Genomic DNA, 19,360 nt, shown 5'->3' with positions numbered 1-19,360 from the left:
CGCCCTCCCCGAGGCGTACCGGGCCGTCACCTTGCACAAGAGCGAGACGGACCTGTTCTCCGGGCTCGCCACCCGCGACAAGGACCCGCGCGCGTCGATACACCTGGACGAGGTGCCGGTGCCCGAACTGGGCCCGGGCGAGGCCCTGGTGGCCGTCATGGCCTCCTCCGTCAACTACAACACCGTCTGGTCCGCCCTCTTCGAGCCCCTGCCCACCTTCGGCTTCCTGGAGCGGTACGGCAGGCTGAGCGAGCTGACCAAGCGCCACGACCTCCCGTACCACGTCATAGGCTCCGACCTCGCGGGGGTCGTCCTGCGCACCGGGCCGGGCGTCCACGCCTGGAAGCCCGGGGACGAGGTCGTCGCGCACTGCCTCTCGGTCGAGCTGGAGGCACCGGACGGCCACAACGACGCGATGCTCGACCCCGAACAGCGGATCTGGGGCTACGAGACGAATTTCGGGGGCCTGGCGGAGATCTCACTCGTCAAGTCCACCCAGCTGATGCCCAAACCCCGGCACCTGAGCTGGGAGGAGGCCGCCTCCCCCGGTCTGGTCGCCTCCACCGCGTACCGCCAGTTGGTCTCCCGCAACGGCGCCGGGATGAAGCAGGGCGACAACGTCCTGATCTGGGGTGCGGGCGGCGGACTCGGCTCCTACGCCACCCAGTTCGCCCTCGCCGGTGGCGCCCGTCCGATCTGCGTGGTCTCCAACGGGCAGAAGGCGGACATCTGCCGGGCCATGGGCGCCGAGGCCGTCATCGACCGCAGCGCGGAGGGCTACCGGTTCTGGCAGGACGAGCACACCCAGGACCCCAAGGAGTGGAAGCGCTTCGGCAAGCGCATCCGCGAGCTGACCGGCGGCGAGGACGCGGACATCGTCTTCGAGCACCCCGGCCGCGAGACCTTCGGCGCCTCGGTCTACGTCACCCGCAAGGGCGGCACCATCGTCACCTGCGCCTCCACCTCCGGCTACATGCACGAGTACGACAACCGCTACCTGTGGATGTCCCTCAAGAAGATCGTCGGCTCCCACTTCGCCAACTACCGGGAGTCCTGGGAGTCGAACCGGCTGATCTCCAAGGGCCGGATCCACCCCACGCTGTCGAAGGTCTACCCGCTGGAGGAGACCGGCCAGGCCCTGTACGACGTGCACCGCAACCTGCACCACGGCAAGGTCGGCGTCCTCGCGCTGGCCCCCGAGGAGGGCCTGGGCGTGCGCGACCACGAGATGCGCGCGCGGCACCTCGACGCCATCAACCGCTTCCGGATCCCGGCGCCCGCGCACGCCTGACCGTCCGGCTCGGCCAACGGGCTGTCACCACGCCTTCGGGGCGCCGGTGGCAGCCCGTTGGCGTGCGCGCCCCCGGCGCGGCCTCCTCCCTGAATGCATTTCAGATACGGAACCGTATTGGGATACAGTTTTGTATCTGGGCAGCGCGCCAAGGAGGCGGTCACCATCACCAAGCGACTCACCCGGCAGCAGAGCCGACAGGTCACCCGCGAGCACATCTTCCAGTCGGCGGCCGAGCTCTTCGCCGGCCAGGGCGTCAGCGGAACCTCGGTGGAACAGATCGTCGAGGCCGCCGGCTACACGCGGGGTGCCTTCTACGGAAACTTCGAGGGAAAGCACGAACTCGTCCTCGCCCTGCTCGAACAGCGGACCCAGCACGAGCTGGAAGAGATCCAGGCGATGACCCGTGAGGCGGCCACCTTCGAGGAGATGCTCGACCACCTCCGCTCCTGGCACCGCCGACGCGACCAGAGCCTCGCGAGCTGGCTCGCCCTGCGCACCGAACTCTGGCTCTACGGACTGCGCGACCCGGAGCTGCTGCCCGTACTGGCGGACCGCGAGCGCCGCTCCCGGGACGCCATCGCCCGAGCCCTGGCGCAGGGCTTCGCCGCGCGCGGCGTGACCACGCCCGCGCCGGTGGAACTGCTGGCGCTGATCGTGCACGCCCTGGACGACGGACTGTCCATCCAGCGCGTGCTCTCGCCCGACGCCGGCGGCATGGACTCCGTCGTGGACGTGGTGGAGCTCCTGATGAAGTCCTGGACCGCTCTCGCCCGCAGCCCCGAACACGCCACCGAACCCACCGCCGCACCCGCCACCGAACCCCCGACCGAGAACCTGGAGAAAACCCCATGAACAAGGCAGGGCAGGCAGAAAAGTCGGCTAACGCCGTCCCACCTGCCACCCCCGACGCGCCCGAACTCGACCCGAAACGGTGGTTCGCGCTGACCGTCCTGCTGGTCGCCACCTTCATGGACCTGCTCGACGCCAACATCATCACCGTGGCGATCCCGAGCATCCAACGCGACCTCGGTGCCTCCACCGTCGCCATCCAGGCGATGACCGCCGGCTACACCCTGAGCTTCGCGGTCCTGCTGATCACCGGCGGCCGGCTCGGTGACATCTTCGGCCGCAAGCGGATGTTCCTGATCGGCGTCAGCGGCTTCGTCCTCGCGTCCGCCATGTGCGCCGCCGCGCCCAGCACCGAATTGCTCGTCGCCGCCCGCGCGCTCCAGGGACTCACCGCCGCGATCATGGTGCCCCAGGTACTCGCTCTCATCCACGTCTCCTTCGCTCCCCAGGAGATCGGCCGTGTCGTCAGCCTCTACGCGAGCATGATCGGCCTGGCCATCGTCTCCGGCCCCCTCATCGGTGGCGCCCTGATCGCCTGGAGCCCGCTGGACCTCGGCTGGCGCAGCATCTTCGTGGTGAACCTGCCGGTCGGTGTGGTCGCCCTGATCGGCGCCTCGAAGTGGATGCGGGAGTCGAGTTCCCCCCACGCGAAACACCTGGACATCATCGGCATGCTGCTGGTGGTCCTCGGACTGCTGATGCTCATGGTGCCGCTGACCCTCGGCCGCGAACTCGACTGGCCGATCTGGAGCATCGTCTCGCTCGTCGCCGCCGCCCCGGTCCTCGTGCTGTTCGTGGTCTACGAACGCTACAAGACCCGCAAGGACGGCTCGCCCCTGGTGACCCTGTCCCTGTTCAAGGTCCGCGCGTTCGGCGCCGGCATCGGCGTCCAGCTCCTCTTCAGCGCCATCCCCGCCGGGTTCTTCCTCAGCTGGACCCTCTACCTCCAGGCCGGTCTCGGCTGGTCCGCTCTGCACACAGGTCTGACCGCCATCCCGTTCTCCCTGTGCGTACCGGTCGTCGGCGGTCTCGCCGTGCGCAAGCTCTCCCCGCTCTACGGCCGTTACTGCCTGCTCGCGGGGGCGGTCCTGATGTTCGCGGGCATCCTCTCCTACGCCTGGGCGGCCGACCACTTCGGTACGGAGATCACCTCCTGGCACGCGATCCCGTCCATGCTCCTGATCGGCTCCGGCATGGGCCTGCTCATGCCCCCGCTGACGGCGCTGGTCCTCAGGGAGGTCAAGCCGCAGGAGGCGGGCGCCGCGTCCGGCATCATCAACGCCACCGGCCAGCTCGGTGCCGCGCTCGGCGTGGCGATCATCGGCAGCCTCTTCTTCGCGGCGCTCGTGGGCAACGCCGGGCCGCAGGCCGAACGGGTGGCCCCCACCGTGCAGTCGGTGTCGCCCCAGCAGGCCGCGGGACTCCAGGACTGCGCGACCGAGGCGCTCAGCCAGGACGATCTGACGAAGGTTCCGGACACGTGCTCCACCCTGGTCCAGGGCGCCGACAGCGGCACCCGGGATACGATCAATGGCGCGCTCGGCGAGATCCGCGCGAAGACGTTCGTGGCCACCTACAGCGAGACGCTGTACTGGGCGGCCGGTGGCCTCGTCCCGGTCACCGCCCTCGTGCTTCTCCTGCCGCACCACCGGGTCCGGCGGGAGGAAGCGGCCTGATGCGTACCTCCGCTGACGACCAGTCGCACCCGAGAACCACGTCTGGAGACGCCCGATCATGATCAGCAGTACGACCTATCAGGTCCTCACCCGGGGCAAGTTCGCGCCCCTCGACGAGGAGCAGCGCGCGTCGCTGCTCGCCCAGGTGGACGCCCACGGCGTGCTCAGCGCCCGGTTCACCGCCGAGGGCACGGTGGCCTACGAGCGCGGGCTGCACGGGTTCACCTTCCGCGTGCTGATTCCGGCGAGCGACGACGACACCGAGGAGCTCGTCCTCGCGCAGGCCGAGGAGCTCGCCGAGGCGGCCGTCGGCCGGCTCGGTGCCGAGTGCGTCGAACTCAAGTCGGTGTCCACCGACCTGGCCAGCATCAAGATCAAGCGGAAGGGGCGCTGACCCGAAGGTCCCGGCCGGCCCGGCGCGCGCGCCGGGCCGGCCCGCACCGGCAGGGATGCGGAACACTCTGATGACACCTGACGAATTCACCCTCGTGATGTCCGACCCGACGCTGCGCCGTGTCTTCTCCGCGGTCGCGCTCGGCGCGTCCACCTCCTCCGAGATCCTCTCGGCCGCGGGGCTCGACACCCCGGTGGCGGCCAAGGCCATCGGGCAGCTGACCCGGAACGGTCTGCTCGTGCCCGAAGGGCGCGGCCGGCTCGCCATCAACGAAGGAGCCCTGGAAGGGGCGGCGGAGACCGCCGCCCGCCGCCGGGAGGCGGAGGCCGCCGCCGAGCAGCCCGACGCGCGGCTGCGCGGCTTCGTTCGCGACCGGGTGCTGGTGGGTCTGCCCGAGGAGGCCGACCACGAGGCACGGCGCACCGTGCTGCGGCACGTGGCGGAGGCCACCTTCGCCCCCGGCGAGGACTTCGACGAGCGCACGGTGACGGAGCGTCTGGAGCCGTGGTGCGAGAGCGGTGTCCTGGACCCCGTGTCGCTGCGCCGGGCCCTTGTCGATTCCGGGGTGCTGCGCCGCGAGTCGGGGCTGTACGGCCTCACCGCCGCTCCGGCCGACGCCGCCTGACACCGATGGGCCCCGCGTCCGGCCGGACGCGGGGCCCATCGGCCTTCACTAGTGCCGCGCGGTCCGCCCCGCCGTCGCGGGTACCGGCCGGGGCCGGCGTACGGCCTCCAGTACGGCGGCCTGGAACGGGGTCAGGGGGTCTGCCCGTTCCTGCGGGAGCAGCGCGGCCCAGTCCGGCTCCCGCCCGCAGGCGTACAGGGTCCCGAGCGAGGCGAGCATCGAGCGGACCTCGGTCCGGCGCGTGCCAGAGGGCAGCAACCAGCCCTGGCGCTCCCCCTGTTCGAGGGTCTGGCGTACCGGACTCAGCAATACCGGATGGGCGCTGATCTCGACGAACACCTCATGACCCGCGGCGGCGAGGTGCTCCACGGCGGCCCCGAAGCGTACCGGCTCCCGCAGGTTGCGCATCCAGTACGCGGACCCGAGCCCGGCGCCGGGCACCGGCTCGGCCGTCACGGTCGAGTACATCGGCAGGTGCGTGGGGGTCGGCTCCAGGGTGCGCAGGGCGGCGTGGAGGTCGTCGCGCAGCTCCTCCACGTAGTGGCTGTGCGATGCGACCGTCCCCTTGATCACCCGGCAGTAGACGTCCCGCTCCTCCAGCTCGCCGACGAGCGCGGCGAGCGAGCGCGAGTCCCCCGCCAGTACGGTGGAGCGGGGACTGTTCTCCCCCGCCACGCTGATCGCGCCGCCGCTGGCCTCGGCCACCGCGTGCGCCTCGGCGGGTGAGAGTTCCGTCGTGGCCAGGGCTCCCTTGCCGGAGATCCGGCGCAGCAGCGCGCTGCGCCTGCAGGCGACCATCATGGCCTCGCGCAGGGTCAGTCCGCCGGCCGTGTGGGCGGCGGCGATCTCCCCCATGCTGTGCCCGACGACCGCGTCCGGAGTGATCCCCCAGCTGCGCCAGAGCGCCGTCAGGGCGATCTGCAAGGAGACCATCGTCGGCTGGAGGACGTCCAGTTCGTCCAGCCGGGCCTCCTCGGCCGACAGCTGCACCTGTTCGACGACGGAGAAGCCGGCGAACTCGCGTACCAGGCGGTCGCACTGGTGCATCGCATCATGGAACACCGGCTGCTGCGCGAGCAGTTCCCGGCCCATCCCGTACCACTGGGCGCCCTGTCCGGCGAAGACGAACACCAGCCCGGGGCGCCGGGCCGTGACCTCCGCCGGGATCCGCCCCACGTCGCCCGCGCGGGCCTCCTCCAACTGCGTGCGCAGGTCGTCGTACGAGTCGACGGCGAAGGCGATCCGGTGGGCGCCGGTCGTGCCCGTCGCCGCCTCGTGACAGTACCGGGCGAGTGAGGGCAGGGCGCGGCCGCCGCGGATCCTGTCGATGTGGGCGTACAGCAGGGCCTGGAGCAGGTCCCCGGTGCTTGCGGCGACGGCGAACAGCCGTGGGTTCATGCGTGCCCCTTTCGGTTCCGGCCCGGGCGGCGGGTCATCGGCGGACGGCGATCCGGTGGCGGTAGCTCTCCATCGGCAGGCCGCTCATCCACGGGACGATGCCCAGCTTGTTGAGCGCCTTGATGGCGGGCGGCGGCTGGTAGCCGGCGAACATGCCGCCGAACATGAGGATCTGGCTGTGCGCCGCGATCTGGCGCACCAGCGGGTTCATGCGCTGCTTGCCCAGGGTGGTGCGGAAGTGGCTGCCCGGTGCCATCCGGCGTCGGACGGCCGCGCGGACCCGGTCCGAGATGTCGTGGTCGGCCGTCCATTCCAGGCCCTCGGTCTCCTCCGCCGTGCGCCGCATGGTCTCCGTGCGCTGCCGGGTGTAGACGTCGATGTGGCTGAGGAAGCCGCCGGGGCGCAGCACGCGCGCGGCCTCGGCGAGGAACTTGCCGAGGTCGGGGTAGGTGTGCGAGCTCTCGATGTTGACGAGCACGTCCACGGAGCCGTCCTCGAAGGGCAGGTCCTCCGCGTCGCCGTGGACGTAGGTGAGCGCGTCGCCCCGGGACAGGGTGGCGGTGGCCCGTGCGATGGCCTTCGGTGCCAGGTCCAGGCCGGTCATGCGGGCGCCGGGGGCGATGCGGGAGAGGAGGTTGAGGCCCTCTCCCATACCGCAGCCGACCTCCAGGACGTGGCGCCCGGCGTAGTCGTCGAGGCCGATGGGGAGATCGCGCAGGGCGAGGAAGTAGAGCTGCTCGCTGAAGCCGTCGGTCCAGGGCTCGCCGAAGCCGGGCACGCGGGCGCGCATCTCCTCGGCGAGGGCGGGGTCGTGCATGCCCCAGTTCCACAGGGCCCCGTGGCCGGAGAGCGTCGCGGCCATGTCGTAGATGGTGGCGCTGGCGGACTTCATGCCTGAGGCGTTCTCGCCGCGGCGGGCGGCGCCGGACTCGTCGAGGTTGATGTCCGCGAGGCCGCTGGTGAAGGCGGTCATGACGTCAGGGGTGGCACTCATGTGGGTCTCCGGTGAGCAGGATGGGGTGGTCAGGCGCTGACGGTGTCTCCGCGCACCAGGCCGAATCCGCCGGGTACGTCGGCGGGGTCGGTGCCGGTCGTGACGAGGCGGTTCGCCGCGTCGACGAACACCACGCTCGGGCGGTAGGAGCGGGCGTGCTCCTCGCTCATGGAGGCGTAGGAGATGATGATGACCAGGTCGCCGGGGTTGATGAGGTGGGCCGCGGCGCCGTTGATCCCGATGACCCCGCTGTCGGCCTCGCCCTCGATGACGTAGGTGCTGAGCCGGGCCCCGTTGTCGATGTCGACGATGTCGACCTTCTCCCCGGGCAACAGGTTCGCTGCGGCCATCAGGGTGGAGTCGATGGTGACGGAGCCGACGTAGTGCAGGTCCGCCTGGGTCACCGTGGCACGGTGGATCTTGGACTTGAACATCTCTCGGTACAGCACGTTCTCTCCGTTCACCAGGTCACCGGTAGTTCTTGGACGCCGTAGATGATCGCGTCCGCGCGGGTACGGACCTCCGCGGCCGGGACGGCGAGGCGCAGTCCCGGGAAGCGGCCGAGCAGGGCCTCGAAGGCGATCCGCAGTTCCAGCCGGGCGAGTTGCTGCCCCACGCACTGGTGGACCCCGTGCCCGAAGGCGAGGTGCGGTACGGGCTCGCGGGTGACGTCGAGCGTGTCGGGCCGGGCGCAGAGGGCCGGATCGCGGTTGGCCGCGGCGAAGGAGAGCGAGACCGCGTCACCGGCCGCCATCCGGTGTCCCTCGAACTCGAGGTCCTCGCCCACCGCGCGGATCCCGCCCGCGTGGACGACCGTCAGGTAGCGCAGCAGTTCCTCGACCGCCCGCTCGGCCAGGGAGGTGTCGGCGGCCAACGCGGCGAACTGCTCGGGGTGTTCCAGCAGGGCGAAGGTGCCGAGGGCGATCATGTTCGCGCTGGTGTCGTATCCGGCGGCCAGCAGCACGCTGCCGACCGTGACGAGCTCCTCGTCGGTGAGCCGGCCCTCGGTGACGAGGGTGGCGAGCAGGTCGTCCGCCGGTTCGGCGCGTTTCTCCTCGACCAGTGCGCGCAGCAGGCCGACGAGGGCGTGCCAGCCCGCGACGGCGTCCTCGGCCGAGGAGTGCACGGTGAAGAGGGTCTTGACGGCCCGGTCGAACGCCGGGCGTTCCGACAAGGGCACGCCCAGCAGCTCGCAGATCACCGAAGCGGCCATGGGCTCCGCGAACCGCGCCACCAGGTCCACCGGGCCGTCGCCCCTGCCTTCGGCCATGGCGTCCAGATGGCACCCGGCGAGTTCCGTCAGCCGGGGTTCGAGGGTGCGGGTGCGGCGCGCCGAGAACCAGGCTGCCACCGCCCGCCGGTAGCGGGTGTGCTCCGGCGGGTCCATCGCCGTGAACATGCCCGGGGCCGGCTCGGTACGGTCAGCCGCCATGGGCAGCGCGATGGGCGAGCGCAGCGCCTCCCCCCGGGAGCTCATCCGGGGATCGGCCAGCAGCCCGCGGACCTGGGGGTAGCCGGTGACCAGCCAGCCCACGTGGCCGTCCGGGAACTCCATGCGGGTGACGGGGTGGTCGGCCCGGAGCGCGCCCAGTTCGGGGTCGGGGTCGAAGGGGCACCGGCCCCGGGTCATCGGCAGCCCCGGGACCGTGGGCGGCACCTCGGTCATCGCGCCTCGCCCTGCGGGGACAGACGGACGGGAAGGCGCTGCATCGAGAGCAGGTACCGCGGCTCGATCTCCCGCGGGTCGACGGCCAGCGACAGATCGGGGAACCGCTGGAACAGCGCGGTCAGGGCGACCTCGCCCTCGATCAGGGCGAGGCTGGCGCCCAGGCAGTAGTGCGCGCCCCGGCCGAATCCCAGGTGCGGGTTCTGCTCGCGGGTGATGTCGAGGCGTCCGGGGTCCTCGAAGACCTCGGGGTCCCTGTTCGCGGCGGCCAGCACCACCTGGATGGCCTCGCCGGGCTGCACCTTCACCCCGCCGATCTCGACGGCCTCGGTGGCGAAGCGGCGGAAGGTGTGCTTCACCGGCGCGGTGTGGCGGACGAGTTCGGCGACGGCCCGGCTGCCGAGGGAGGGGTCGTTCTTCAGCAGTTCCAGCTGACCGGGGTGCTGGAGCAGGGTGAAGGCTCCGAGCGCGACGAGGTTGCGGACGGTGTCGTGGCCGGCCTGTACGAGGACCATCGCCAGGGCGGTCAGCTCGTCGTCGGTCAGCCGGTCGCTGTCCTCCTCGTGGGCCTGGACGAGTTCGGAGATCAGGTCGTCCCGCGGCTCGGCCCGGCGGGCCGCGATCAGTTGCCTGGTGACCCGGGCCATGCCGCGTACGGCCGGGGCGAACTGCTCGGGGTTCGGGCGCAGTGCCTGGGCGAGGGTCTCGCTCCACTCGCGCCACTGCTCGCGGTACTCCTCGTCGACGCCGAGGAGTTCGCAGATGACGATGATGGCCAGCGGGTGGGCGTAGTCCGCGATCAGGTCGGGCTCGTCCTTGCCCGCGAGGTCGTCCAGCAGGCGCCCCGCCACGCGTTCGACGGCCGGGGTCAGGGCCAGCATCCGGCGGGCGGACAGGGCCCGGGTGACGAGGCGGCGGACCCGCATGTGGTCGTCGCCGTCCATGGTCAGCAAGGTGGAGTCGAACATGTCGACGATGTCCTCGGGGATGCCCCGGCTGAGCATGCTCTCGCGGTGGGAGTCGCCCGGCGGGCGGCTGCGCAGGGTCGGCTCTCCGAGCACGGTCTTGACATCGTGGTGCCCGGTGACGACCCAGATGTCGCTGCCGTCGGCGAACTTCCCGCGGCAGACGGGCCGGGGGCCGCCGAGCCAGCGCTCCCCCGCCTCCGGGTCGGTGATGAAGTTCGGGTCGGACAGATCGAACTCACTCGCCATGTCATCCGATGCGGCGGGACGTTCCGGTGTGGGGGTTTCGGTCATGCGCTCTGCCTCGCTCCTTGCGATGGTTTCGATCGTGCGGGGGGGGGTGCCGTGGACGTGGTTGGTTCCGCTGCCCTCGGCGGGTCAGGAGCTGCGGCTTCGGAGCCCGTCGCTCGCGACCTCGGCGGCCTCGGTCATCAGGCGGTCGGCCAGCACGTCGGCGTGCCGGTCCCGCCAGGCGTGCAGCGGTGTCCGGGCCAGCCAGCGGTTGCAGGCGCCGAGGGCCGGTCCACAGGGGATCTGGTAGTCGGCGACCCGGCCCGGCGCGCCCTCGATCGCCCAGCGGGCTGCCTGCGCGCAGTACCAGCGGAAGACGAGCGCCATGCGCCGCTTGGGGTCGAGGGCGGGCTCGGAGGAGTTGCCGAGGCGGGCGAGGACCTCCTCGAAGGGGGCTCCCAGGTAGTCGCGCTCCACCTTCGAGCGCACCGCGGCGGGTACCGCTTCCCAGGAGTCGTGGTTGCGCCACAGGTCGTGGAGCTTTCCCGCGCGGGCGTGGAACAGCACGCCCTTGCGCAACACCCTGGCCCGTCCGCCCAGTTCGAAGAGGTCGCCGTACGGCGCGAAGGCGGTGTCGTGGACGTCCGCCTCCTGGAGCAGGTCCTTGGCCGCCGCGCTGGTCCCGCTCTCGGCGGTGCACACGTTGATGGATCCGGTGAGGACGAAGTCGGCGCCCAGGACGAAGGAGGCCGCCGCCGACTCCGGGGTGCCGATGCCGCCCCCGGCCCCGACGCGTACGGCCCCGGCCACGCCGCCGAGCTCCGCGCGCAGTCCGCGCAGCGCGGGCAGCAGCGCCCACAGGGTTGCCATGTCGGAGTGGTCCCCGGCGTCCCCCACCGCGCAGACGTCGTCGGCCAGCGCGACGCGTGCGCCCGCCTCGGCCTCCTCGGCGGTGAGCAGCCCGTCCGCCACCAGTCGGTCCACCAGTTCGGCGGGCGGCGGCTCCATGAACAGCCGGGCGGCGTCCGGCCGGGTCACCTTCGCCAGTATCTTGCGGGGCACGTGCACGGCGCCGTCCGGCAGCACCCGGGCTCCGGTCAGCCGGTGCCGTACGAGGGCGGGTGTCGCCTCGACGTGGGTGGAGGCCTCCACGAACCGTACGTCGTCCCGGATCAGTACGTCGACCAGGTCGGCCTCGGCCCGCGGTTCGAAGGGGTCGTGCGTGACGTTGACGCCGAACGGCGCCCCGGCCGGGACGCGTGCGCGGATCGCGGCGACCGCGGCGGCCACGTCCGGGGCCGCCAGCCCGGAGGCGCCGAAGTAGGAGAGCAGTCCGGCCCCGGCCATCCGGGCGACCAGGTCGACGGAGCCGATCCCCTGCCGCATGCCTCCGGCGGCGTAGGCGAGACGGACGCCGTAGTCACGGCGGAACGCCTCGGACCCGAGCGACCCGGCGGAGGCCGGCGCGGGGCGTACGGGCGCGAGCGGCCCGGGCTCCGTACGGACGGGCACCGGCCGCCGCGGTGCGGCGGACGCGGCGGAGCCGGCCGACGCGGAGTCCTCGCCCGACGCGGAGTCCTCGCCCGACGCGGCGGGCTCGGCCACCGGGAGGGGGGTCGCCTCGGTACGGATCCGGGCGATGAGCTTGGTCAGCACCTGCCCCGGACCGAGCTCGCGCACCTGGAAGTCGCCGTGGCCCATCAGGAGCCGGACGCTGTCGGTCCAGCGCACCGGGGAGGCGATCTGCCGGCGCAGGGTGGCGGCCACCGCTCCCGCGGTATAGGGCCGACCGTCCACGTTGGCGATCACCGGGATCTTCGGCGGGGCGAAGGCCGTGGCGTCCAGCAGTCGGCCGAACTCCTCGGCTGCGGAGGCCATGTACCGGCTGTGGAAGGGCGCGCTGACATTCAGCGGCGCGCACCGCGCACCGGCTTCCTTCAGCGCGGGCAGCGCCCGGTTGACCGAGTCCGCGGGGCCGGCGATGACCGTCTGGGTGGGTGCGTTGTAGTTGGCGATGTCGATGTCGGTGAGGCCCTGGTCGCGCAGGACCCGCTCCACGAGCGCGGCGTCGACGTACGAGACGGCGGCCATCGTGCCGCCCGTGACCTGCCCCATGAGCCTGCCCCGCTCGGCGACCAGGCGCAGGCCCGTCTCGAAGTCGTACACCCCGGCGGCGAACAGGGCGGAGAACTCGCCGAGGCTGTGCCCGAGGACGTAGTCGGGCAGCCGTCCGCCCTCGCTCACGACCGCCAGCCAGGTGAGGGAGTTGACCACGTACAGCGCGGGCTGGGTGTAGCGGGTGTCCCGCAGGTTGCGGCCCGGGTCCTCCAGGCACAGCTCGCGGACGGAGTAGCCGAGGACGGCGTCGGCGCGGGCGACGAGGTCGGGGAAGCGGTCGAACACCTCCCTGCCCATGCCCTTGACCTGGGCGCCCTGCCCAGGGAAGACGTGGACGTCGAGCGTCGGTGCGGCGGCGGGCCGGTGCACGGCGGTCGCTGCGGGAGCGCTCACGGGGTTCACCTCGATTCTTGCGGGGGTCGCGGCGAGGCGGGGACGGGCGTCCAGGACGGCCCGGTACAGGACCTCGTCGCGGGCGTACGGGGACAGCAGGGGCAGCACACTCGAACCGCTGCCCTTCGGCAGCGCGGCCCGCACCAGGTTGGCCATGGACCCGGAGGGCCCGAGGTCGAGGAAGAGCAGGTCGTCCCGTTCCAGGAGCGGGCCCAGGGCCCGGGTCAGGTCGAAGGGTTCGCGCAGCACCCGCCACAGGTGCGCGGGGTCGGGTATCCGCACGGCCGCGCCCGTGGTGCCGGAGATCAGCGGGATCGTGGCCGGCTTCATGGCCAGGTCGCCGATCAGGTCCTTGAACACGCCCTCGACCGGGTCGATCAGGGGCGAGTGGAAGGGGAACAGGACGGGCAGCCGCTGGCACAGCGTGCCGGTGGCGTGGAGGTGCTGTTCGATCCGGTCCAGGACCTCGGCGGTGCCCGCCAGGACGAAGTTCTCCGGCGAGTTGACGGCGGCGACGTGCGCCCCGGCGAGGGCCGGGTCGCGGTCGGCGAGACCCGCGTCGGCCAGGACCGCGAGCATGCCGCCGCGGGGGCACTCGGTCTCGAAGACGTCGACCTGGCGCAGCAGGGAGCGCAGGCACGCGTCGGGGTCGACGGCGCCCGCGACGGCCGCGGCCGCGACCTCGCCCAGGCTGGCGCCGAGCACCGCGCCGGGTTCGAAGCCGTGGGCCCGCAGCATCCGCGCCAGCGCGTACTCGACCATGAAGATCGCCGGCTGGGTGAGGGAGAACCGGGTCATCGGGTGCTCGGGGCCGCGGCCACCGCCGTGGATCGCCTCGATCACCGACTCGCCGCGCACCTCGCGGACGGTCGCGTCCAGGGAGTCGAGGGCTTCACGGAAGGCGGGGTCGGCCCCGTAGAGCCATTTGCCCATGCCGTGGTACTGCGAGCCCTGCCCCGCGAACAGGAAGACCGGCGTGAGCATCAGGAGACACGCAGGGAGGATTCGAAGACCTTGTGCTGCGTGGGCAGCTGTCCGACCGACTCCACCGTGAAGCCCGCCTCCTCCAGGGCGCGCCGCATGGCGGGCTCGTCCAGGCCGGTGGTGCCCTCGTCGCAGGCCACCGCCTGGAACATCGCGCGCCAGCCGTCGATGTCGTTCTCCACCAGCGGCTCCACGACGAGCAGCCGGGCGTCCGCGGGGCTGTCGGCCATGGCGGTGGCGACGGTGCGCAGGATCCGGACGCAGTTCTCGTACGTCCAGTCGTGCAGCACGTTCTTCAGCAGGTAGCGATCGGCGCCTGCGGGGAGTTCGACGAAGAAGTCGCTCGGCGTGAACTCGATGCGGTCGAGCACGTCCTCCTTCGCGACCCGTTCCAGTGCCGTGCGGCCCCGGGTGCAGACGCTGGCCCGGTCGGCCACGGCGCCGCGCATGCCCGGGTGGGCGGCCAGGAGGCCGGGGAGCAGTCCGCCGCTGCCGCCGCCCACGTCGACGACCGTCTTCACGGCGCCGAAGTCGTGCAGGCCGAGCAGGCACTGGGCCACCGGCGTCGCCAGGTCGACCATGCCCTTGTCGAACAGGTCGGCCGTCTCGGGGTGGGTCTCCAGGTAGCCGTAGAGGGAGTCCCCGAACACCTCCTGGAAGCCGGACTTGCCGGTCTTCACGGTGTGCATCAGTCCGGCGAAGGCGTCGTCGTACAACTCGGCGGCGAGGACGGCGAAGTGGCGCTGGGTGAAGGGGTGGTCCGCGCGTAGCGGCGCGTAGGCCTCGGTCAGGCGGAACTTCTCCCCGTCCCGCTCCAGCACGCCCGGCACGGTGAGCATCTGCAGGAGGCGGTGCAGGACGGCGGGGTCTGTCTCGGTGCGCTCGGCGAGTTCGGCCGAGGTCATCGATCCGCCGTCGAGGATGTCGGCTATCTCCAGCCGGGCGGCGACCGCGAGGGCCCGGGCGAACCAACCGCTGACGGCGAGCTTGAGGATTTCCATGAGAGCGTCTCTTTCGGTTCCGTCAGACGAGCCGGCGCAGCCGGTCGGCCAGGGTGGCGGGGGTGGGGGTCTCGAACACGTCGGTCAGCGCGAGCCGGACACCGGTGGTGTCCCTGATCCGCTGGGCGAGGGAGACGGCCAGCAGCGAGTGTCCGCCGTTGGCGAAGAAGTGCGTGCCGGCGTCGAGGTCGGTGCGGTCCAGCAGTTCGCCGAACAGGCCGACGAGGGTGGCCGTCAGGTCGTCGTCCCGGTCCGCGTCGTCGGCGTCGCGGTCGCCGACGGCCGGGCCGGAGTGCCGGGCAGCCTGTTCGGCGAGGGCCAGGTGGTCGACCTTGTCGCTGCCGGTGCGGGGGAAGGCGTCCACGGCGATGAACCGGTGCGGGACGACCGAGCGCGGGAGTTGTCCGTGCGCGTGGTCCCACAGCTCGTCCACGGCCCCGGGGCGGCCCGGGACCCGGACGAAGGCGGCCAGGTAGCCGTCCGCCCCGGGATCGCCGACGACCACGACGGCCGCCGCCTCGACGTCGGGGTGGGTGAGCAGGACCGCCTCGATCTCGGCGGGTTCGATCCGGTTGCCGCGCAGCTTGACCTGCCGGTCCATCCGGCCGAACAGGTCGATCCTGCCGTCGGGCCGCCAGCGGGCCACGTCTCCCGAGCGGTGGAAGCGCCCGTACTCCGCGTTCTCCCCGAAGCGTTCCGCGGTCAGTTCGGGCCGCTCGTAGTAGCCGGAGGCGACGCCGACGCCCGCGACGCACAGCTCTCCGCGGAGGCCGACCGGGAGCGCTTTGCCGTGCGGGTCGGCGATGAAGATCCGGGTGTTGGCGACGGGCGAGCCGACGTCCACCCGTCCGTCGTGGCCAGCCACGCGGCCCGCGGTCGCCCAGATCGTGCTCTCGGTGGGGCCGTAGACGTTCCACAGTTCGGCGCCCGCGTCGATCAGCCGGGCGGCCAGTTCGGCCGGCAGGGGTTCCCCGCCGGTGAGGAGGACGCGTCCGGCCGTCACCTCGGCGGCCGCGTGGGCGACGATCCGCCACGTCGTGGGGGTCGCCTGGAGCAGGCCGATGTCGTGGGTGGTGACGGCGGCCGCCAGCAGGGCGCCGTCCGTGCGCGCCTCGTCCGGGAGAACCACCGTGTGGCCGCCGTGGAGCAGCGGCATCATCAGTTCGAGCGAGGAGGTGTCGAAGCTGTACGTGCTGAGCCAGCCGGTGGGGCGCGTGGAGCCGGCCACGCCGAAGCGTTCGGCGTAGTCGACGATGTGGTTCACCAGGCTGCCGTGCCGGATCGGGATGCCCTTGGGCTTGCCGGTCGAGCCGGAGGTGTGGATCACGTAGGCGAGGGCGTCCGGGTCGGCCTTCACCGCCGTCTCGTCCACCGGCACCTGGGGCACCCGGTCCCAGTCGGTGGCGGGCACGGTGGTACGGCCCTGCGGGGCCGTGATCCCGGCGCCGACGATGACGACCCGGGCCCGGGTGTCGTCGAGCTGGTAGGTCAGCCGCTCCGCGGGGTGGTTGGGGTCGAGCGGCAGGTAGGCCGCGCCCGCGAGCCAGGTGCCGAACACCGAGGCCGCCAGTGCGGGGCCGCGCCGCAGGAGGAGCGCGACGACGTCGCCGGGGCGCACGCCCGCCTCGGTCAGCCGGGCGGCGGTGTCGACGGCCGCGGACCACAGGGCGCCGTACGTGGCCGTGCTGTCGCCCTCCCGTACGGCCACGGCCGTGGGGTCGGCGGCGGCGCGGCGGGCGAACCCGGTGAGCACCGACGGCAGGTCGATCGCGCGGTCCGTGGCGTTGGCGGCGTCGATCACCTCGTGGTCCCGGGCCGACCAGGACGGCAGGGAGGCGATCGGGGTGTCCGCCCCAGTGCCCAGCGCGACCAGCAGGGCGTCGTAGCGCTGCACCATCAGCTCGACGTCGGAGCGGTCCAGCACCCCGGTGTAGAACGCGGCGCGGACCGTGGCGGTCTCCGAGTTGGCCGAGACGAAGAATTCGAGGTCGAACTGGCTGAAGCCGTTCTCGACGACGAGGAGTTGGGCTTCGGCGCCCGCGAGGGTGAAGGCCCGCTGGTCGTCGGCGAAGGGGACGTAGTTGAACACGTGCTTGAACAGCGCGTTGCGCCAGCCTGAGTCCCCGCGCTCGACCATGTCGAGCACGTCGTCGGCCGGTACGTCCTTGTGCGCCATCGCCTCCATGAACGAGCGGCGGGTCAGGGCGGTGAGGTCCCGGAAAGTGGCGTCGCGGTCGAGCAGCAGGCGCAGGACCACGAGGTTGCTGTGGTAGCCGACCGCGTCCACCGCCTCGCGGGGGCGGGTGTTGACGGGCGAGCCGATGGTGAGGTCGGGCCCGGCGCCGTGCGCGGCGAGGAGCACCGCGTAGGCGGCGAGGAGGACGACGGACTCCGGCGCCCGCAGCTCGCGCTGGAGGCGGCGTACGACGCCGTGGGCCTCGGGCGACAGGACGTGGGTGACCTCGTCGCCCCGGAGGGTGGTGACGCTCTGGTCGCGCTGCTCGCAGAGGAGTTCCAGGCCCGAGGAGCTGAAGCCGGCCATGCGCTCCTGCCAGTAGGCGCGGCTCTCGGGGGACGGTGCGGGTGCGCGCAGGGCGGGCACCTCGGCGGGGGCGGGGTGGCCGCCCTCCAGTACCGCCTCGTAGAGGGTGACGAACTCGGCGCGCAGGATAGCCGTCGACTGCACGTCGGACACGGCGTGGTGGAGGGCCAGGCACAGGACGTCGGCGTCCGGCCCGTGCAGCAGCAGGGCGCGTACGAGGGGACTGCCGTCCGGGGTGAACGGGCGGGCCACGAAGGCCGTCAGCACGGCCGGTTCGTCCTCCGCGCCGCCGTGGTGCTCCGCCTCCTCCAGCGTGAGCGCCAGGGAGGGCACGACGGCCTTGGCCAGCGCGGCGCCGTCGCGGTGGTAGACCGTCCGCAGTACCTCGAACCGGTCCGTCAGCAGTCGCACGGCCTGCGCGGTGGCGGTGGCGTCGAGGCGCCCCCGTACGCGCAGGGCCAGCGACAGGTTGTTGGCGCCGCTGCCGGGGACCAGCTCGTCGAGGAGCCAGAGGGTGGTCTCCTTGCGGCTCGCCCGTTCGTGCCCGGCGGCGGGGCCGGAGCCGTCCTGGGCCGTGGCGGCCGGGGGTTCCGGGCTCACGCGTGCTCCCCGGGCCGAGTGGCCAGGACTCCGGCCACCGCTTCGGCGATGGCGGGGGTGCGCAGCAGGTCCCGGTGCTCGACCTCGAAGCGCCGCTCATCCGCGACCTCGATGGGCGCGACGCCGGGAGTGGTGCGCATCCGGTTCAGTCCGCTGGTCTCGCTGGCGGAGGTGACAACCGTGGCCCCCTTCCAGCCGGGGCGCGGGTCGAGTCCGGCGGCGGTGGCGAGGTAGGACATGAACGAGCCGACCAGCTGGACGAGTTCGCCGGCATAGTCCTCGTCGAGTCCGGCCCGGCGCAGCGCCGAGGTGCCGATCGGGCGGAAGGCCGCGTACAACCCTGCGGCGAAGGGGGCCGGGGCGATGCCGGGCTGCGCGGAGAGCCGCTCGGCGGCGCCGGACAGCTCGGCTATCTCCTCCGCGGTCAAAACGGTGGTCATGTTGCCGACGACCCGGCCGAACTGGATGTGCACGGTGGGTACGTCGACCAGTTCGGGGTCGAACAGCACCACACGGGGGACGGTCGACTGCCGTGCGCCGATCTTCTCGGCCAGCACTCCGGCGAAGACGGAGCCGGCGCAGTAGCCGAGCACGGCGCGGACCGTGCGACCGGAGGCGGCCACCTCGGAGAGCCAGGGCTCCAGGTAGCGGTGGTCCAGGTCGTCGGTCTCCGGGTCGCGGACCGGGGCGACGGTCTGCCACAGGTCGCAGTCCAGCTTCAGACCCGGGGCCAGATCCGCGAATCCACCCTCGTTCCTGCCCGTCACCGGGAAATCGGCCGCGAGCACGATGTCGGTGTCGGTGTCGGAGCCTGCGTCCGAAACGATATTCCACACGGTGGGGCTGGGCATATAAAGATCCCCCGAAAGTCAAAGTTTCATCGATTTATTTTCTCGACCGTCTCCGGCCAGGCCAGGCCAGATACTAGGGTCGCCAATCGGCGCTGTCCACAAAGATTTGATCATGGGCCACTCGCCGTCCGGCCGGGGAAACTCCGAACGGATCGAGAATCACGCCAAGGGATTTCAGACATAAAAGAAGGGGTTTCCGCCACCCGCCATCACGCCCCGGCCCCATATCCAGGAAGTTTCACAGGGCACACAGCCCCTCGAGCCTGCGGGGACCCACCCTGGAGGGCGCCTGGAGCCCTTGGGGAGAAATTCTTGGATGTCCCCTTTTGTCGTGTGACAGCCCCCATACGAAGTGGCTTCCGGCGACATGGCGGGCACCCCCGGAGGCCGCCGCCCCGCCACTCTCCAGCCTCGGTCAGAAGCTGGTTCCAGCCGTGTGGTCGAAGGGTTCGCCGAGGCCGTGGACCGCCCCGAGGAGTTCACTCCCCCTGTCCACGCCGTCGCGACCGCCGTAGTTGAACCGGGGTCCGCATCGCGGGAAGAGCTGTGCGAATCCGGGCTCGACCAGGGCACTCCGCCGTCGATAGCACTGTCGGGCCGGAGATGCGGCGAGGCGGGAAGGTCGGAAGTAACGCCACTGTCAGCCGGCTCCCCCTACGGTATGCGTCGGCGCGGCCACGTACCAGCGCTGGTGCGCCCGTTGACAGAGACCAGTCGGGGCACCTGGAGGTGCCATGCGTCCCCCATGAGGGAATGGCGACGACCGGGCGCTCGCCGCC

The 19,360-nt window shown here is 72.0% G+C and carries 14 protein-coding genes; 5 read left to right on the top strand and 9 right to left on the bottom strand.

Features of this window, described 5'->3' with window-relative positions; genetic code table 11:
- From ccrA to QMF80_RS06450, 5 genes are all read left to right on the top strand, one after another.
- Positions 1 to 1,291, top strand: a 1,291-nt coding sequence (gene ccrA / locus QMF80_RS06470; RefSeq protein WP_283450352.1) for a crotonyl-CoA carboxylase/reductase, incomplete at its 5' end; no start/stop codon positions are given.
- Positions 1,292 to 1,408: 117 nt separating this feature from the next.
- The gene (locus QMF80_RS06465; RefSeq protein ID WP_283450350.1) at positions 1,409 to 2,146 is read left to right on the top strand and encodes a TetR/AcrR family transcriptional regulator; all 738 of its coding nucleotides are present in this window, start codon (positions 1,409 to 1,411) and stop codon (positions 2,144 to 2,146) included.
- The gene (locus QMF80_RS06460) at positions 2,143 to 3,819 is read left to right on the top strand and encodes an MFS transporter (RefSeq protein WP_283450348.1); all 1,677 of its coding nucleotides are present in this window, start codon (positions 2,143 to 2,145) and stop codon (positions 3,817 to 3,819) included. Before QMF80_RS06465 ends, QMF80_RS06460 begins: the two co-directional genes overlap by 4 nt.
- A gap of 58 nt (positions 3,820 to 3,877) precedes the next feature.
- Positions 3,878 to 4,213 (top strand): DUF6204 family protein, encoded by a 336-nt coding sequence (locus QMF80_RS06455; RefSeq protein ID WP_283450345.1) that lies wholly within the window; start codon positions 3,878 to 3,880, stop codon positions 4,211 to 4,213.
- A gap of 70 nt (positions 4,214 to 4,283) precedes the next feature.
- Positions 4,284 to 4,838 carry a DUF2087 domain-containing protein gene (locus tag QMF80_RS06450; protein ID WP_283450343.1) on the top strand — a complete coding sequence of 185 codons (555 nt, stop codon included), beginning with the start codon at positions 4,284 to 4,286 and terminating at the stop codon, positions 4,836 to 4,838.
- A 48-nt stretch (positions 4,839 to 4,886) separates the two neighbouring features.
- Here the strand turns inward: QMF80_RS06450 and QMF80_RS06445 are convergent, their stop codons facing one another.
- From QMF80_RS06445 to QMF80_RS06405, 9 genes are all read right to left on the bottom strand, one after another.
- The gene (locus tag QMF80_RS06445) at positions 4,887 to 6,236 is read right to left on the bottom strand and encodes an acyltransferase domain-containing protein (RefSeq protein ID WP_283450342.1); all 1,350 of its coding nucleotides are present in this window, start codon (positions 6,234 to 6,236) and stop codon (positions 4,887 to 4,889) included.
- Between the two features lie 34 nt (positions 6,237 to 6,270).
- The gene (locus tag QMF80_RS06440; protein WP_283450341.1) at positions 6,271 to 7,230 is read right to left on the bottom strand and encodes a class I SAM-dependent methyltransferase; all 960 of its coding nucleotides are present in this window, start codon (positions 7,228 to 7,230) and stop codon (positions 6,271 to 6,273) included.
- 29 nt (positions 7,231 to 7,259) lie between these two features.
- Positions 7,260 to 7,676 carry an aspartate 1-decarboxylase gene (panD, locus tag QMF80_RS06435; protein WP_283450398.1) on the bottom strand — a complete coding sequence of 139 codons (417 nt, stop codon included), beginning with the start codon at positions 7,674 to 7,676 and terminating at the stop codon, positions 7,260 to 7,262.
- A 14-nt stretch (positions 7,677 to 7,690) separates the two neighbouring features.
- On the bottom strand, positions 7,691 to 8,896 hold the full coding sequence (locus QMF80_RS06430; protein ID WP_283450339.1) for a cytochrome P450: 1,206 nt from the start codon (positions 8,894 to 8,896) through the stop codon (positions 7,691 to 7,693).
- The gene (locus tag QMF80_RS06425) at positions 8,893 to 10,155 is read right to left on the bottom strand and encodes a cytochrome P450 family protein (protein ID WP_283450337.1); all 1,263 of its coding nucleotides are present in this window, start codon (positions 10,153 to 10,155) and stop codon (positions 8,893 to 8,895) included. The genes QMF80_RS06430 and QMF80_RS06425 overlap by 4 nt, the downstream gene beginning before the upstream one ends.
- Positions 10,156 to 10,239: 84 nt before the next feature.
- On the bottom strand, positions 10,240 to 13,587 hold the full coding sequence (gene fabD / locus QMF80_RS06420) for an ACP S-malonyltransferase (RefSeq protein WP_283450335.1): 3,348 nt from the start codon (positions 13,585 to 13,587) through the stop codon (positions 10,240 to 10,242).
- Entirely contained in the window at positions 13,587 to 14,588 is a 1,002-nt protein-coding gene (locus QMF80_RS06415; protein WP_283450332.1) for a methyltransferase, read from the bottom strand. Before QMF80_RS06415 ends, fabD begins: the two co-directional genes overlap by 1 nt.
- A 22-nt stretch (positions 14,589 to 14,610) precedes the next feature.
- Positions 14,611 to 17,730: a non-ribosomal peptide synthetase gene (locus tag QMF80_RS06410; protein ID WP_283450331.1), complete on the bottom strand. Its 3,120-nt coding sequence runs from the start codon at positions 17,728 to 17,730 to the stop codon at positions 14,611 to 14,613.
- Entirely contained in the window at positions 17,727 to 18,581 is an 855-nt protein-coding gene (locus QMF80_RS06405) for a hypothetical protein (RefSeq protein WP_283450329.1), read from the bottom strand. The genes QMF80_RS06410 and QMF80_RS06405 overlap by 4 nt, the downstream gene beginning before the upstream one ends.
- Between the last annotated feature and the right edge of the window lie 779 nt (positions 18,582 to 19,360).

Origin of the sequence: Streptomyces sp. G-G2, from assembly GCF_030063135.1 — a bacterium.
In the GTDB taxonomy this organism is placed as follows: domain Bacteria; phylum Actinomycetota; class Actinomycetes; order Streptomycetales; family Streptomycetaceae; genus Streptomyces.
The sequence above is the reverse complement of the archived record's forward strand: the minus strand, read 5'-3'. Positions and strand labels throughout refer to the sequence as shown.

Excerpts from the sequence above, each read along its gene's own strand:
- QMF80_RS06460 (WP_283450348.1), top strand. The coding sequence starts at position 2,143 with ATGAACAAGGCAGGGCAGGCAGAAAAGTCGGCTAACGCCGTCCCACCT.
- QMF80_RS06455 (WP_283450345.1), top strand. The coding sequence starts at position 3,878 with ATGATCAGCAGTACGACCTATCAGGTCCTCACCCGGGGCAAGTTCGCG.
- QMF80_RS06450 (WP_283450343.1), top strand. The coding sequence starts at position 4,284 with ATGACACCTGACGAATTCACCCTCGTGATGTCCGACCCGACGCTGCGC.
- QMF80_RS06445 (WP_283450342.1), bottom strand. The coding sequence starts at position 6,236 with ATGAACCCACGGCTGTTCGCCGTCGCCGCAAGCACCGGGGACCTGCTC.
- QMF80_RS06440 (WP_283450341.1), bottom strand. The coding sequence starts at position 7,230 with ATGAGTGCCACCCCTGACGTCATGACCGCCTTCACCAGCGGCCTCGCG.
- QMF80_RS06430 (WP_283450339.1), bottom strand. The coding sequence starts at position 8,896 with ATGACCGAGGTGCCGCCCACGGTCCCGGGGCTGCCGATGACCCGGGGC.
- QMF80_RS06425 (WP_283450337.1), bottom strand. The coding sequence starts at position 10,155 with ATGACCGAAACCCCCACACCGGAACGTCCCGCCGCATCGGATGACATG.
- fabD (WP_283450335.1), bottom strand. The coding sequence starts at position 13,587 with ATGCTCACGCCGGTCTTCCTGTTCGCGGGGCAGGGCTCGCAGTACCAC.
- QMF80_RS06415 (WP_283450332.1), bottom strand. The coding sequence starts at position 14,588 with ATGGAAATCCTCAAGCTCGCCGTCAGCGGTTGGTTCGCCCGGGCCCTC.
- QMF80_RS06405 (WP_283450329.1), bottom strand. The coding sequence starts at position 18,581 with ATGCCCAGCCCCACCGTGTGGAATATCGTTTCGGACGCAGGCTCCGAC.